16 protein-coding genes are annotated in these 14236 nt (G+C 55.5%); 11 read left to right on the top strand and 5 right to left on the bottom strand.

The window, feature by feature from the left end; all coding sequences use genetic code 11:
• Positions 1–20: 20 nt before the first annotated feature.
• From flbT to H151_RS16740, 11 genes are all read left to right on the top strand, one after another.
• Positions 21–422, top strand: coding sequence for a flagellar biosynthesis repressor FlbT (gene flbT / locus H151_RS0100525; RefSeq protein ID WP_019959660.1), 402 nt, complete (start codon positions 21–23; stop codon positions 420–422).
• 29 nt (positions 423–451) lie between these two features.
• On the top strand, positions 452–808 hold the full coding sequence (flaF, locus tag H151_RS0100520; protein WP_019959659.1) for a flagellar biosynthesis regulator FlaF: 357 nt from the start codon (positions 452–454) through the stop codon (positions 806–808).
• Positions 809–1018: 210 nt separating this feature from the next.
• Positions 1019–1849 carry a flagellin gene (locus H151_RS0100515; RefSeq protein ID WP_019959658.1) on the top strand — a complete coding sequence of 277 codons (831 nt, stop codon included), beginning with the start codon at positions 1019–1021 and terminating at the stop codon, positions 1847–1849.
• 332 nt (positions 1850–2181) lie between these two features.
• Positions 2182–3006 carry a flagellin gene (locus H151_RS0100510; protein ID WP_019959657.1) on the top strand — a complete coding sequence of 275 codons (825 nt, stop codon included), beginning with the start codon at positions 2182–2184 and terminating at the stop codon, positions 3004–3006.
• Between the two features lie 94 nt (positions 3007–3100).
• On the top strand, positions 3101–3928 hold the full coding sequence (locus H151_RS0100505; protein ID WP_026353740.1) for a flagellin: 828 nt from the start codon (positions 3101–3103) through the stop codon (positions 3926–3928).
• A gap of 117 nt (positions 3929–4045) precedes the next feature.
• Positions 4046–4459, top strand: a complete 414-nt coding sequence (locus tag H151_RS0100500; RefSeq protein ID WP_019959655.1) for a flagellar protein FlaG — start codon at positions 4046–4048, stop codon at positions 4457–4459.
• A gap of 189 nt (positions 4460–4648) precedes the next feature.
• Complete coding sequence (locus H151_RS0100495; RefSeq protein WP_026353739.1) at positions 4649–5482, top strand: flagellin; 834 nt, start codon at positions 4649–4651, stop codon at positions 5480–5482.
• Between the two features lie 76 nt (positions 5483–5558).
• On the top strand, positions 5559–6740 hold the full coding sequence (gene pseC / locus H151_RS0100490) for a UDP-4-amino-4,6-dideoxy-N-acetyl-beta-L-altrosamine transaminase (protein WP_019959653.1): 1182 nt from the start codon (positions 5559–5561) through the stop codon (positions 6738–6740).
• A complete protein-coding gene (locus H151_RS0100485) occupies positions 6737–7618 on the top strand; it encodes a hypothetical protein (RefSeq protein ID WP_019959652.1) in 882 nt (293 codons plus the stop codon). The genes pseC and H151_RS0100485 overlap by 4 nt, the downstream gene beginning before the upstream one ends.
• Positions 7615–8343 (top strand): hypothetical protein, encoded by a 729-nt coding sequence (locus H151_RS0100480; protein WP_019959651.1) that lies wholly within the window; start codon positions 7615–7617, stop codon positions 8341–8343. Before H151_RS0100485 ends, H151_RS0100480 begins: the two co-directional genes overlap by 4 nt.
• Before the next feature lie 17 nt (positions 8344–8360).
• On the top strand, positions 8361–9053 hold the full coding sequence (locus H151_RS16740; RefSeq protein WP_169336684.1) for a class I SAM-dependent methyltransferase: 693 nt from the start codon (positions 8361–8363) through the stop codon (positions 9051–9053).
• A 263-nt stretch (positions 9054–9316) separates the two neighbouring features.
• Here H151_RS16740 and H151_RS0100470 read toward each other — a convergent pair whose 3' ends face one another.
• From H151_RS0100470 to H151_RS0100450, 5 genes are read right to left on the bottom strand one after another with little or no spacing between them, the layout of a single operon-like run.
• Positions 9317–9955, bottom strand: a complete 639-nt coding sequence (locus tag H151_RS0100470) for a pseudaminic acid biosynthesis-associated methylase (RefSeq protein WP_019959649.1) — start codon at positions 9953–9955, stop codon at positions 9317–9319.
• Positions 9948–10967 (bottom strand): beta/alpha barrel domain-containing protein, encoded by a 1020-nt coding sequence (locus H151_RS15060; RefSeq protein ID WP_019959648.1) that lies wholly within the window; start codon positions 10965–10967, stop codon positions 9948–9950. Before H151_RS15060 ends, H151_RS0100470 begins: the two co-directional genes overlap by 8 nt.
• A complete protein-coding gene (locus H151_RS16735) occupies positions 10964–12079 on the bottom strand; it encodes a DegT/DnrJ/EryC1/StrS family aminotransferase (protein WP_019959647.1) in 1116 nt (371 codons plus the stop codon). The genes H151_RS15060 and H151_RS16735 overlap by 4 nt, the downstream gene beginning before the upstream one ends.
• Positions 12069–13028, bottom strand: a complete 960-nt coding sequence (locus tag H151_RS0100455) for a hypothetical protein (RefSeq protein ID WP_019959646.1) — start codon at positions 13026–13028, stop codon at positions 12069–12071. Before H151_RS0100455 ends, H151_RS16735 begins: the two co-directional genes overlap by 11 nt.
• Positions 13029–13036: 8 nt before the next feature.
• Positions 13037–14218 (bottom strand): ATP-grasp domain-containing protein, encoded by a 1182-nt coding sequence (locus H151_RS0100450; protein ID WP_156823321.1) that lies wholly within the window; start codon positions 14216–14218, stop codon positions 13037–13039.
• Positions 14219–14236 lie beyond the last annotated feature (18 nt).

The raw sequence follows: 14236 nt of genomic DNA, 5'->3' as shown, positions 1-14236 counted from the left end.
CTGCCTCGGATGGATGTTCAATGCCGTTAAAATTATCTTTGAAGCCTGGCGAAAAATTCGTCTTGAACGGTGCTGTTGTTGAAAACGGTGATCGTCGGGCCACGTTGATCTTGCAGAACCGGGCCTCTGTGCTGCGTGAAAAGGATATCATGCAAGAGCATGAAGTCACCACGCCCGCGCGCCGGATCTATTTTCCCGTCATGATGATGTATCTCTCCTCAAAAGCGGAAAACTCTGTTTACGATGAATTCGTATTACGCATGACAGAGTTTATGAGCGCGGTTACAAATGCAGACATTCTGTCTGAGTGTGTGGGCGTCAGCCGCGAAGTGATGGCGGGCGAATACTACAAGGCCTTGATGCGCTGTCGCAAAATCATGACCTATGAGGAAAAACTCCTCGGTGCAGGAACCAAGGCTTAGGGTTTAAGTCGCAAAGCAGGTGAACCTTCATGTCCATTCGTGCTTACCAGACAGCTTCTGCGCGCAGCGAAGATCCGCGCTCGACCGAGTATCGTCTGTTTGGTCAGGTAACCCGTGCTCTGATGTCGGCAAAGGATGCCGGGCCTTATGAGATTTCCAAGCGGGCCGATGCGCTCGATTGGAACCGGCGTGTGTGGACAGCGCTGGCGGCCGATTGCAGCGGTGAAGGCAATAAATTACCCCAAGGTCTGCGTGCGAGCATCATCTCTTTGGCGATTTTCGTCTCTAAGGAGACGAGCCTGGCGATCCGCGGTGAGGGCGATATTGATTTCCTGATCGAGATTAATCGCACGATTATGCAAGGCCTGGCCCCGAATGCGGGCTAGGTAAAAAACGCCGAGGGAAAAAACGCCCGGGCAAAATTAGATGTTATGTGAGGCGCTCTTCGGAGCGCCTTTTTTAGTGCCTGATTTTTATAGTTAATTTTTTACACCTCTCCTGCGGTTTCGGCATGGGGGTTGAAGGGGTAAGGGCTGGACAAAAAGTCCGCCCGGCCAAAAGGGCCGTTCACGCTTCCAGAATGGAGGAACCCCAAAATGATCTCGAATTCAGTTAATACGAATGCAGGAGCGATGATCGCTCTCCAAAACCTGAATAAGGCCAATTCTGAACTCGAAGTAGTTCAAAACCGCATTAATACCGGCTTACGGGTCTCGGGCGCGCGCGATGATGGTGGGATTTTCGCAATCGCACAGCGTATGAGATCTGAAGTCAGCGGGTTCGGCGTTGTTCAACAGTCGCTCGACCGGGGTGTTGCCACCACGGATGTAGCGCTGGCGGCGGGCGAGGCGATTTCTGATCTTCTGATTGAAATGAAAGAGAAGGCTCTGGCGGCCGCGGACGCCTCATTAGATACCGCATCGAGAACGGCATTGAATGAGGATTACAAGGCCCTGCGCGAACAGATCGATTCTATCGTGACGAACGCGGAGTTCAATGGTCTGAATCTCGTGGATGGTTCGACGAACTCATTTGTGGCTTTGGCCAATGCGGATGGGTCGAACACCATTACGGTTTCAGCTGAAGATATGAGCCTGAGTGGTTCGATTGTCACGCTGTCTGCGACCTCGTCCTTCGGTACGGCGACGCAGGCGGATAATATCGTGTCGCAAATCGAAACCTCCTTGGACAATGTCAACGCCTCGCTTGCGCGGTTGGGGACGAAGTCTAAGGCTCTGGATATTCATGCAACATTCGTAACGAAACTGTCCGATTCGCTGTCAGAAGGCATTGGCAATCTTGTCGATGCGGACCTGGCCAAGGAAAGCGCTCGGCTCCAGTCATTGCAGGTCAAGCAGCAGCTTGGCACGCAGGCTCTGTCGATTGCCAACCAACGCCCACAACAGGTTCTTTCCTTCTTCCAGTAAGTGGACCAGGCCGGGGGTTAAACCCCGGCCCCTCTTTTCGGCGGTTTCAAATTCATGATCGGGGCTATTAAGCTTTTGTTAATTAGAAACTTTTTGCCTACTCGGCAAAAGGTGCCGGGTATTTATGGTCTGCGCGCGGCAATTATTGCCCAGTAATGTGCGCGGAGGGGTTTTCTACATAAAAATTTTGCCAATGAAAGCGTGCGCTTGGCTGATTCGAGCGCGCGTCAAGTGTTAATTGGCCCGGCCTTTGCTCGTTTCACTGCGGGTCAAAAGACCCAGACGCGCAAAATGCGCGCTTTTCTGAAGAAACGAAAAGGAAGGGCCAAGAAATGGCTACTATTAATACCAACGCTGGGGCAATGGTTGCCCTGCAAAACCTGAACTCTACCAACAAACAGTTGGAGCAGGTTCAAAGCCGCATTAACACTGGTCTGGCTGTGGCCTCGGCTCGTGATAATGGGGGTGTTTTCGCGATTGCCCAAACGATGCGCTCTGATGTGCGTGGTTATGGTGCGGTGAAAAACTCTTTGGATCTGGCTCAGTCAACCACGGACGTGGCATTGGCTGCAGGTGAAGCGATCTCCGATCTGCTTATCGAGATGAAAGAAAAGGCGCTGGCAGCGTCTGACTCGTCTTTGGATACGGCGTCTCGTACAGCTTTGAATGAAGACTTCAAAGCTTTGCGTGATCAGATCGGCACGATTGTTGAGAATGCCGAGTTCAACGGCACAAATCTAATTGAAAATGGCGGTAGCAATATCACGGCTCTGGCTAATGCGAGTGGGTCTAACACCATTACCATTCGCGCCGAGGACTTGAGCCTGACCGGTACAACGCTGACCATTACTGCTGGCACACAGATCAATACTGCAGCGACCGCAAGTGCGGCGGCTACGGCCATCGACACCTCTATCAGCAATCTGAACTCGTCTTTGGCGCGTTTGGGTACGGGGTCTAAGGCGCTGGAAATCCACAAAACCTTCATCGGCAAGCTGTCAGACGCCTTGGAAAAAGGTATCGGCAATCTGGTCGATGCGGACTTGGCTAAAGAGAGCGCGCGTCTGCAATCTCTGCAGGTCAAGCAACAATTAGGGGTTCAGGCGCTGTCCATCGCGAACCAGGCCCCAAGCTCGATCCTGGGTTACTTCCGTTAATCCATGACCGGCATTCAGGGCCTTAGTCTCTAGGGCCCTGATATCCAGGAATAGCAAAAAGCTATTCTTTCAATACTAAGGAGAGGGCCAAGAAATGGCTACAATCAATACTAATAGCGGGGCAATGGTTGCCTTGCAGAATTTGAACCAAACCAACAAAGAGTTGGAACAGGTTCAAAGTCGCATCAATACTGGATTGGCTGTTGCGTCTGCACGCGACAATGGTGGTGTCTTCGCGGTTGCTCAGAGCATGCGCTCTGATGTGAACGGGTTCAAAGCAGTGGGTAACTCTTTGGATCTGGCTCAATCAACCGTTGATGTAGCGTTGGCTGCGGGTGAAGCAATTTCTGACGTCTTGATTGAGATGAAAGAGAAAGCTTTGGCTGCCGCTGACTCGTCCTTGGACACTGCATCTCGTACGGCTTTGAATGAAGATTTTAAAGCTTTGCGCGATCAGATTGACACCATTGTCAGCAATGCTGAATTCAACGGAACCAATCTGATTGATGGCTCTAAAACTGCCGGTGTCAGTGCGCTTGCAAACGCTGATGGGTCAAACTCTCTCACCGTAGATGATGAGGATTTGAGCCTGGGTGGATCCAAGGTCACGCTGGCGGCTACGGCATCATTCAGTACCGCTACGCAGGCTGACAACATTGTCAGCCAGATTGAATCCTCGCTGGATAACCTCAATGCGTCTCTGGCGCGTTTTGGTACGGGTTCTAAAGCTTTGGGCATCCACAAAGAATTTGTGGGCAAGCTTTCAGACGCCTTGGAAAAAGGGATCGGCAATCTTGTCGATGCCGACCTGGCCAAAGAAAGTGCGCGTTTGCAGTCATTGCAGGTCAAGCAGCAGCTTGGTGTGCAGGCGCTGTCAATCGCCAACCAGGCGCCAAGTTCTGTTCTGGGTTACTTCCGGTAATCTGGAATAAACTGAGATTGACGGGAGCGCTTATCAGCTCCCGTCTCTTCTCCTACACTTTTGACTTACAGCCACAGAAGGAGGCTAGAGGCGCTTGAAGCGCCGCTTGAAACGAAGATGCGGATTGATCAACTCATAACCGGTACGGCTGTTCAGGTGCAGGCCGTGACATCTGCGCAAGATGCGCAAACGGTTTTGGGACGGGACACAGGGCGTCAACCAACTGAAAAGCGGGGTGATGCGTTCCAGTCTCAGCCCCTGACCTTGGTCGAAGCGCAAGCTAAGCCTGAGGAAAAGGAAGATGTGATTTCTCGTCAGGTGGAATTGATCGAGGAATTACGTGATACAATTCAAACTAATTCTCGCTCAGTTTTGAAAATTGATCGTACGGAAGAAAGTGGACAGTTCGTCTATCGTATTCTTAACCCGAATACGGGTGACTTGGTGCGCCAATGGCCCGCAGAAGATTATGTCAATCTGATCGAATACCTACAGTCCAAACAAGGTGGGCTTGTGGATGAACGGGTTTAGCTCGGCAAGAAGTGACCGTTAAGGCGTTCGAATAGGTAAAAAGTGCGCGCCCCCATCATGGGGGCGACTGGTCTTTCTTTTTTAACATATTGAATTATAGTTAATTTTAGCATTTACCAAACTTGGCCCACTCATTGCTCATAAAAAGAGCGATTGCCGAAAACGGCGAGACGAGCTGGGAGAAGACCTATGGCGCTAAGCGTCCACACAAACACCTCCGCAATGATTGCATTGCAGAATTTGAACCGCACCAATACCGAAATGCAGACGGTTCAATCGCGCATCAATACAGGGCTGAAAGTGGCTGGGGCGAAAGATAACTCGTCGGTCTACGCCGTGGCGCAGGGTATGCGCTCGGATGTTGGGGCCTTGTCGAGTGTCGAAACCTCTTTGGACCGCGCTATTTCCATCGCCGATGTGGCGCTGGCCGGGGGTGAAGCGATTTCCGATCTGATCATTCAGATGCGCGAAAAGGCTACGGCCGCCATGGACCCTTCCATCGATACCTTCTCGCGCAGGGCCTATGATGCCGACTTCAAGGATTTGGTTGAGCAACTGCAAGTGGTGCTGACCAATTCTGAGTTTGATGGCGCGAACCTGCTCGACGGCACCAACTCGCCTGGTATTGCTTTCCTGGCCGATGCCGATGCCAGCCGGACGATCACCTTGGGCTCGCATAATTTGAACCTGGGCGGCACAATCGTGACTTTGGCGGCGACAGCCAGCCTGGGTACCGCGACTTTGGCGGCCAATACGGTGTCTGTCCTGCAAGCCAGCTTGGAGAATGTGAACCAGGCGCTGGCGAATTTGGGTTCGGATCTCAACAAGATGGAAGCGCACCGCACTTTCGTCAGCAAGATCAATGATAGTCTGACCGAAGGCATCGGTAATCTGGTAGATGCGGATCTGGCCAAGGAAAGTGCGCGCTTACAAGCCTTGCAGGTCAAGCAGCAATTGGGGGTTCAGGCGCTGTCCATCGCCAACCAGGAGCCTCAGATTATCCTCAGCCTATTTGGGGGCTAAGCTTCCTAAAACGGTTTTTTCCTCGCACAATGGCTCGGCTGGTTCAGTCGAGCCATTGTTTTAAGGGTGATGCCCCATGTCTCTTCCCTTTCTGCCCTATGGTCGCCAAGACATTGATGAGCATGATATTGCCGCGGTCTTACCGGTTTTAAGCGCCGATTATTTGACGACCGGGCCAGAAGTTTCGGGCTTTGAAGCCGATTTCAAAACCTATGTTGGGGCAGCCCATGCCATCTCTTGCAATTCGGCCACTGCGGCGTTGCACCTGGCGTTGGCAGGGCTGGGCGTCGGGCCGGGTGATATCTGTATCGTGCCGACCATCACCTTTTTAGCCACGGCCAATGCGGTGCGCTATTGCGGTGCGGAGGTTCAGTTTTGTGATGTCGATCCGCGTACGGGTTTGATGACGCCAGAGACCTTAGAGGCAGCCCTTGCGGCAGCTCAGGGTCCCGTTAAAGCGATCCTCCCCGTACATTTGGGCGGGGCGATTTGCGACATGCCCGCGATTGCGGCTCTCGCGCATCATCATGGCGCGTTTATTGTTGAAGATGCCTGCCATGCCATTGGCGGTGTCCATCATGAGGGCGCAAAGGTCGGTGAGTGTAAGTTTAGTGATGCGGCGACTTTCTCCTTCCATCCCGTCAAAACCCTGACCAGCGGGGAAGGCGGGATGGTGACAACGCAAAACCCGGTTCTGGCGCGCTGGATCGAAAAAGCGCGCTCGCATGGCATGGAGCGTGATCCGGCACACTTTACTCAAGCTGGCCATGGCGATGAGGGCTGGTATTATGAGATGGTGGAGCTGGGCTGGAATTATCGCATGCCCGATATATTGGCGGCCTTAGGGCGCAGTCAGCTTAAAAAAATGCCTGAGATTGTTGCCCGGCGCGCGCAATTATCCAATTGCTATAGCGTCCGCCTGGCAGCGCTGGATGAACGCTTAGAGGCTCCACCCGTGCTGGATCAGCAAACACCGTGTCGCCATTTGATGAATGTTCAGATTGATTTTGAGGGCTTTAACACCCACCGCGTGGCGGTGATGGCGGCTTTGCGCGATTTAGGTATCGGCTCGCAAGTCCATTATATTCCGGTCCATACCCAACCCTATTATGAGGCGCGCTATGGTCGTACGCTCTTACCCGGCGCGCTCGCCTATTATACGAAAACCTTAAGCCTTCCGCTTTACGCTCGGTTAAAGCTCCAAGATGTGGATCGGGTGGTAGATGGGTTATGTCAGATACTGGGAGTTGCGACATGACACGCGGCGTGGTTGAGGTTGTCGTTGATGGCGGGCCGGGCCTGGGCTTTGGCCATCTCAGCCGAACCGAGACTTTGGCTAAGGCCCTACGCGCGCAAGGCATGGGCGTCACCTGGTCACCGCAATCGGCCCTAGCGCGCCAATTTTGCGAGACACGCCAGTCTGACAAGGGCGAGATTTGCTTGGTCCTGGTTGATCTTCCTTATGCCCAAGATGATGCGGTGCGCGCGGCCAAAGCCAAGGGGCTTGCCACTTTGGGTTTGGATTATTTGGGAGAGGCTGGGCCTGATTGTCTGATCCGTCTTAATCCCCCGCTGACCTCTATCCCCGCGGGGCGCACCCTTTATGGCCTTGATTATGCGATCATTCGCGAGGATGTGCGCGCCCTTCATGCCATGCCCGGTGATTATGTGCTCATTCAAATCGGTGGCAGTGATTATGGCGATTTGGGTCCGCAGGCTGCGCAGATCCTGCATGATCAGGGTGAGCGCGTGATTTTGGTGCGCGGGCCGATTGCGCGTGAGTATGATTTCTCCGATGCGCCTTATGAAGTCGTCCACACCCCTGATAATCTGCCTGAACTGATGGCGCGATGCCATTTTGCGGTGACGAATGGTGGCACGACTTTGATGGAATTGATGAGCTTGGGTAAGGCTGTACATGTCATCCCTCAAACCGATGAAGAACGCCGCTTTATTTGCCCCATGCTGAAAGAGGGCATTATTTTAGGCCAGGGACTGGAGACTTTAACCCTTCCCGATCTTTATTTAATTGATCGTGTGGCCCATCGTGCGCGCGATAAGGTGAATGGGTTAGGCGCAGAGCGGATTGCCAAGATTGCGAAAGATTTGGCGCGTGTCAGCGGGTCTGTGGCATGAAGCTTTATGAAGAGAGCTCGCTGAGCGCGATGATTGCGCGCGCGTCGTTTTGGAAAAGCGAACTTGATGCGACTTTGACCCAAAAGTCGGCCATCATTCGCGGATTGTTTGACGCCGACCGTCTTCGCGCGATGAAGGCCTGGGTCTATGCCTTTCGCCAGCAACACGGCCTGTCGGGTCATATGCCCTATAATGAGGGTACGCCCGATCATGTCAAACTGGTGGATAAGCCTTTAACGGATCGTCGACCGACCCGCTTTGTGTTGAGCCAGTTTTTCCCTTGGAATAATGACAGCCGCGGTAATGGTGATATCGGCGAGATTGCCATGGGGCTGATGACGTTTCGCAATTTGTGCAGCGGGCTCGATCCGCGCGCGGGGTTTATGGACGATCAGACCTTTATCTCTTGGCCCAGTATTATCCAATATCGCCAGGGCGGGGATTTCCTGGCCGCCCATCAAGATGATTATGCCTTTCAATGCATTTTAATCCTGTCTGACTATGGCCGGGATTTCCAGACAGGCGGGAATTATTATTTGGGGCCCGAAGGTCATCGGTTTTTAGAACCGGATTTGCAATTCGGCGATGTGGTCTTATTGAAATCTGATCTTGTTCATGGCGTGCATGGCATTGATCCCCATCTGCCGCTGGATGATAGTGCCGGTGGGCGCTGGATGATGTTTTGTCCTTTGGCGCGGCGTGATAGCGTCCTTCGTAAAGGCTGAGGATGATGGGGGATGGGATGAGTGAAAAAAGCGCCAGCTGGCAGGCTGACAATCTGGGCCAAAGCACAAAGCCACAGGGCTTTATCCGTCATCACCCCAGTGAGTTGATGCTCAGAAGCGTGCTTTCAGGGCGCTATTGCTCGACCAGCCCTGAGATTACGCCGCAGACCCGGGTGCTCGATATCGGGTGTATGTATCTCAACAATTTGATCCCCTTTCATGATCGCGGTTGTGCGTGTACGGGCGTTGAGATTAACGCTGATATGCTGGCGATTTCACGCTCTGCGGCTGAGGCGCAAGGCTTGGCGATCGCGCTTCACGAAGGGCGCAACCAAGCGCTACCCTTTGAGGCGAATAGCTTTGATCTCCTGCTTGCGATCAATGTCATCCATTATGAAGATGATGGGCATGGGCTGAAGGCGGCCTTGCGTGAATATCACCGCGTGCTGGCTCCCGCTGGGCGCGCCTTTATCGTGTCGGCAGGGCCAGAACATTATCTGCGCGCCAGTGCGGAACGCTTGGGCCCCAATCAATTCCGCATCGCCTATTCCGATTTTCGCAGAGGCCAAGTGATGGCCTATTTCGATGACCTTCAGCAGATGAAGATGATGATGGGCGAGGTTTTCGATCCGGTCTCAACGGGCCGTTTGATGGAGACCCATGATCAGGCGAGCGTTGATTTCTTCTATGGAATGGGCGTGAAGGGCTGATAAGAGCCGCTTTTGGATGAGGTGTTTGGACCCCGGATCAAGTCCGGGGCCACGTTGATCCTGAACACCCACCGGGTTCCCGGCCCTGAGCCGGGATCCATTCGCCCATCGGGGCGCAACAAGGGCGTCACCTAAACCTGTCATGCCAGACTTGATCTGGCATCCAGGCCGTGAACTTGACGCTAATCCTGATCGATCAGAACCTTGCTCAACCCGTCCGGCGTGGAGCCCAAATCAAGTCTCGGGCCGCCTAGACACTGAACCTAGCGCTTTTCGAACAGCCACCAATTGCCATTATCGGCCGCGCCGGCTTCGCGCCAGAGAAAGCCGTAATCGACAATGCGAAGGCTGGGGTGACGTTCCAGCATCAATTTACCGAAATCACGCTTGAACAGCAGGCCCGTCTGGCCGCGATAGGGCGTTTCTTCCGGCTTGTCGGCGAAATACTCACTCATCAGAATATATTTGCGGCTGATGCGATAGAGCTGGTCAATAGCTGCAGGCAATTCGCTGGGCGGGACATGAATGAGTACGCCGGTTGTAAAGCTGAGATCGACGCTGTTATCGGGCAGGGGCAGTGTGCTGGCATCGCCACTAAACAGACGATCGGGGGGCAATAAACCCTCGCTGAGGATGATTTCGCGCGCCCGGTCATTGGGCTCCAGCGCATAAAGCTCGGCCTCAGATATCCGAGACAGCGCGCGCAGATTGATCCCGACATTACAGCCCACCTCAAAGATGGAGGTGGGAAGATCCCCCATCATCGACCACAACCACCGCCCCCAGGTTAGAGCTCGTTTTTTGATAGCGGTCTCGTTGGCCTGATTGCGCTCGGCATACTCATGGCCAAATTGGCTGCGCCAATAGTCTAAAGGACGATCAAAGCTTGGGAGTTCAGGCACGATGGCGTTCCTTATCAGCTTTTAAGGTGAGGGCGAGGTGGTGCAGCTCATCTTCGGTGAGGTCGAGCCCGCCTTTATGCGCGCCTGCGGCCAGGGTCAGGGCCGCCGGATGAAGCCCGGCAGCCAGCGCAATGCGGTCGATCTTGCCTTGCATGCCGGAATGCACGAGCGCCAGGCCCTGAACCAGGTCCACGCGCACATCGGGGGCGGGCAAATCTTCAGGGCGGACAAATTTGTGGGCAATCTCGGCCAGGTGAACCGGATTGGCGCACTCAAGCCCCATCCGGCGGAAGGCGGCGGCCAGCGCTTCGATAGGGGCATTGCCGGCGGAGCGTCCTAAACCGGCCAGCGAGCAATCAAAGATCGTTGCGCCCGCCTCATAGGCGGCCAGGGCATTGCCGACGGCCAATTGCAGATTGTTATGACCGTGGAAGGCGATATCCAGCGTGGTTTTCAGCCGGACCGTGCCGACATAATCGCGCACCATGGCGGGTAATAATCCGCCTGCGCTATCCACGATGGCGATCGCATCTGCGCCCCAATCTTCAAAACGGGGGGCGTGCTGGCTCAACACTTCGGTGTCGAGCGTATAGCTTTTCATCAAGAAAAGTGTGGTGTGCAGGCCCAGGCTTTTGGCATGGCGCACAAAGGGTTCGGCGCGCTCGAAATGGGCCGCATCAATGCCGCAGCGAATAAAGTCGATGCCAAAATCGGCCGCCGCGCTGATATCATCCTGGGTCGCGAAGGCGGGCATGGAAAAGACGCCGATCTTGGCCTCTTTGGCGGCCATGCGCGCGGCCTCGATATATCCCTGATCGGTTTCGGCGGCGCGGGCCTTGTCACTGCGATACGCCCCCAGGCCCAGACCGTGGCCGACCTCAATCCAGGAAATGCCCGCATCTTCCAGGGCGGTGACCAGGGCATGGGTGTGGGCTGCGCTAAAGCCAAACTCCACCTGATAGCTGCCATCGCGCAAGGTGCAATCAAGAAGGATGGGGGTTGGTCGTGTCATTGGCCTACCTTATGATCTGTGAGGCTCATAATCCGCGCGCAAGTCTGTGTGATCTGCGCCGCATCGACGCGATGATCCACCCAGAGATTTAGGATTTCGTGCTCCAGCTGATCGCCTCCAGGTAAGTTCAGGCTAGCATGATCTGATTCTGCAAAGAAAGGCGCAGCATTTGGATACCAGGCACTGGCATCAATATCGGCTGATCTTAGATCGCTCAGGGCCTGTTCTCTAAGCGCGGGCTGTAGGAACAGATTAAAGCGCCAGGGCACGGACCCTTCGGTTTGGGCTTGATAGGCAATGGCGGAGCCCTCCAGCGCGCGTTCATAAAGCTGGGCGTGCTCACGGCGTTGGGCGATGATGTGCGGTAAATCGCGCAGGCTCGCCAGACAGCGCTCAGCCTGATCCTCGCTGAGGCTATAGCGATAGAGGCCGGGGTGCAGGCGGCATAACGCACCGATCATGGGCTTTAAACCGGGATGGGCTTTGAACTGGGCGGCCAGGGCATAATAGCCGGTGCGATAATCCCCGCTCCATCGCGCGAGATGCTCTGAAGGCGCGCTTAAGGTTTCTGCGCGGCTACGTAGCGCCCGCATCCAGGCCGGATCATCGCTGAGGATCACACCACCGCCCCCGACATCGAGAATTTTCGTATGCCCGAAGGAAAGGAGGGAAAGGTCGCCAAAACTGCCCACCGGGCGCGCTTTATAACTGGCCCCATGGGCCTGGGCGGCGTCTTCAATCACTAGCGCATGATGACGCTTGGCGATGGACATCAAAGCGTCCAGATCGCCGACATGGCCATAGAGATGGGTCAAGAGCAGGGCTTTGGCCTGGGGATAGGTTTTAAATGCGGCCTCTAACGTCTCTGGCGTGATCAGGCCCGTGCGCGGATCGACATCGCAGAAGACAGGCTTCACCCCGGCCAGCTGCGCAACCGTGGGGGGGCTGGTGCATAAGGTGGCGGGGAAGATCACTTGCGGGCTTTGGGTATAATGCTGGGCCAGCTCTTCAAAGATCAAAGACAGCCCCGTGGCTGCTCGCCCCACGCCCAGCCCTTGCGCGCGTCCACAATCGGCGGCCAGGCGCTGTTCCAGCTGAGACTTAAAGGACATGGCCGCCACCTTCTATCTCTTCGGCGAGCTCAGAAAGGGTCACGAAGCGCACCTCACGGTCCAGCTGGGCCGCATGTTCAAGGATGGCGCTGAGATTGGTGTGGAGGGCTTCAAGCGTGAAGCTGACCAGGCCATGGCCGTTTTCGGGCTTGAAGGCGGGTAAAAACGCGCTGGGGTGCGTGACGCTGACCAGATAGGGCGCGGTTTCGATCAGCGCTTCCAGGCCATGGTTCAACGCGCGCGGATGAAAGGAAAGGTCGAGATAGCGCAGGAAGGGCTCGCGATCATAATCGGCTTTGACGCGCAGCATGGACATGGGAATTTCCATGACCTGATGATGGGGCGTGCCGGGTGTGCGATGATCGGCAAGGCTGGGGCGATAGGCGGTTGGCGGTGTATTTTCCCAATCAATCGTGCGCTGGGCGTCGATGCGTTTGCGCCCCGCCATGGCGGTGGAATCGACCCTGATCCCCAGGCGATCAAAATGCGCCATCACATCGGTGGAGCCATAGGCTTCACCAATACGTGCGCATTTTGGTGTGAAGCCCTGCGCCTTCATATCGTCTAAAGCATCGCGCATGGCTTCATAAAGGCGCGGACCATCAGTTTCCTGCACCCAGCCCTTGCCGACCTGGCGATACAGATGGGGGTGCCAGGCGATTTCATCGCCCTCAGCGCGCAAGTCGTCAAACAAGGCGCGATAGGTCGCCAGCAGATAGCCCGCATGGCCATAAATATCCCGGATCTGATTATCCACGCGGACAAACCAGGTGGGATGGGCGCTTAACCCCCGTGGGGCAAGGATATTGTGAAGGGCCGATTTGATGCGCGGTATGCCATCATGAATCCCCTGCCAGGACAGGCGCGTGCGCTGTTCACTCGACGCAACGGACTCGTCAAACACATCCGGGTCGAGATCAAAGGTCAAAGCGATGGGAAGCGCGCGCATATCCGGTCCTATACCGTTTCAAGTTTCAGGGCGCGCACAATGTCATCGCGCGCGCTGAGCGCATCTTGCAGGCATTCGCCCTTCACCGCAAAGGCCATGGCACGGTCGCCGCCGCAGGTGAGGGGGCGTAGGGTCTCACCCACTTTGATATAGCTTTCCCCGAAGATCACATCCTCGCGCGCTAGCATGGCCTCAACCCCGTCCAGGCGGGTGACGCGGCCGGGCTTGAAGACGGGAAACTCCAACACCGCGCCGCGCTGTAGCGGGGTAAAGGCGGGGATGTCTTGGCCCAGCGCCATCGCGATGTGAAGGCCCAAAGTGTCCACGCCGGTCACCCAGGGTATGATGTCGGTGAAGACATGAAATCCGGCCCCGCGTGCGGCAATCTCCACCAGATAGGGGCCGTCCGGTGTCATCATAATCTCGATATGAAGCGGGGTGTTATCAAGGCCCAGGGCGCGGGCCCCAGCCTCAGCAAGGGCAAGGATCGCGGCTTGTTCAGCCTTTGATCGCGCGGAGGGATAAGTGATGGAAATGTCCAACAAATAGGGCGGCTTGGTGCGGGTCTTATCACTGATGCATAGGGGATGGAATGCGCCCTGGATTAAGACGGCCTCAACGGCGACTTCTTCGCCCGCCATGAAATATTCCACCAAGACCGGATGGGACCCGGCGATGGCTTTGGCGGCGTCAAAAGCGGCGGGCAGGTCTGTAAGAGTGTTCACAAAACTAACCCCGCGTGAGCCTGCGCCATTGGCAGGCTTGATCACGGCTTTGGGGCCGACGCCGCGATATGCGCGCTCAACCTCCTCAAGGGTTTGGCACGGATGGGAAGTGGGGGAGGCAAGCCCGGCCTTGGCAAAAGCCTCGCGCATAATCCGCTTATCGGTGGCGGCGCGCGCGGCGTCTATGGGTGTGCCGCGAAGGCCTAAATCCGCGGCGATCTGGGCGGCGGTGACGACACCGGCTTCTGTGGCGATGGTCAAAACGCCATCGGGCTTGAACGCGCGCACGGCTTTGCGGCAGGCGTCTATATTGCGGATATCGACCAGGCGATGGGCATCCGCTTCCAGAAAACCCGGCGCATCGGCACTGCCATCAAAAGCGATGACATGATGGCCCAAAGCCTTCGCCGCACGAAGGCCGGGCAGCTGGAAAAGACCGGCGCCGATAAACAATAAGCTCGCCATGAAGGGCCCTATATAATT

Origin of the sequence: Woodsholea maritima DSM 17123, from assembly GCF_000382325.1 — a bacterium.
GTDB lineage: Bacteria > Pseudomonadota > Alphaproteobacteria > Caulobacterales > Maricaulaceae > Woodsholea > Woodsholea maritima.
The sequence above is the reverse complement of the archived record's forward strand: the minus strand, read 5'-3'. Positions and strand labels throughout refer to the sequence as shown.

Excerpts from the sequence above, each read along its gene's own strand:
- flbT (WP_019959660.1), top strand. The coding sequence starts at position 21 with ATGCCGTTAAAATTATCTTTGAAGCCTGGCGAAAAATTCGTCTTGAAC.
- flaF (WP_019959659.1), top strand. The coding sequence starts at position 452 with ATGTCCATTCGTGCTTACCAGACAGCTTCTGCGCGCAGCGAAGATCCG.
- H151_RS0100515 (WP_019959658.1), top strand. The coding sequence starts at position 1,019 with ATGATCTCGAATTCAGTTAATACGAATGCAGGAGCGATGATCGCTCTC.
- H151_RS0100510 (WP_019959657.1), top strand. The coding sequence starts at position 2,182 with ATGGCTACTATTAATACCAACGCTGGGGCAATGGTTGCCCTGCAAAAC.
- H151_RS0100505 (WP_026353740.1), top strand. The coding sequence starts at position 3,101 with ATGGCTACAATCAATACTAATAGCGGGGCAATGGTTGCCTTGCAGAAT.
- H151_RS0100500 (WP_019959655.1), top strand. The coding sequence starts at position 4,046 with ATGCGGATTGATCAACTCATAACCGGTACGGCTGTTCAGGTGCAGGCC.
- H151_RS0100495 (WP_026353739.1), top strand. The coding sequence starts at position 4,649 with ATGGCGCTAAGCGTCCACACAAACACCTCCGCAATGATTGCATTGCAG.
- pseC (WP_019959653.1), top strand. The coding sequence starts at position 5,559 with ATGTCTCTTCCCTTTCTGCCCTATGGTCGCCAAGACATTGATGAGCAT.
- H151_RS0100485 (WP_019959652.1), top strand. The coding sequence starts at position 6,737 with ATGACACGCGGCGTGGTTGAGGTTGTCGTTGATGGCGGGCCGGGCCTG.
- H151_RS0100480 (WP_019959651.1), top strand. The coding sequence starts at position 7,615 with ATGAAGCTTTATGAAGAGAGCTCGCTGAGCGCGATGATTGCGCGCGCG.
- H151_RS16740 (WP_169336684.1), top strand. The coding sequence starts at position 8,361 with ATGAGTGAAAAAAGCGCCAGCTGGCAGGCTGACAATCTGGGCCAAAGC.
- H151_RS15060 (WP_019959648.1), bottom strand. The coding sequence starts at position 10,967 with ATGACACGACCAACCCCCATCCTTCTTGATTGCACCTTGCGCGATGGC.
- H151_RS16735 (WP_019959647.1), bottom strand. The coding sequence starts at position 12,079 with ATGTCCTTTAAGTCTCAGCTGGAACAGCGCCTGGCCGCCGATTGTGGA.
- H151_RS0100455 (WP_019959646.1), bottom strand. The coding sequence starts at position 13,028 with ATGCGCGCGCTTCCCATCGCTTTGACCTTTGATCTCGACCCGGATGTG.
- H151_RS0100450 (WP_156823321.1), bottom strand. The coding sequence starts at position 14,218 with ATGGCGAGCTTATTGTTTATCGGCGCCGGTCTTTTCCAGCTGCCCGGC.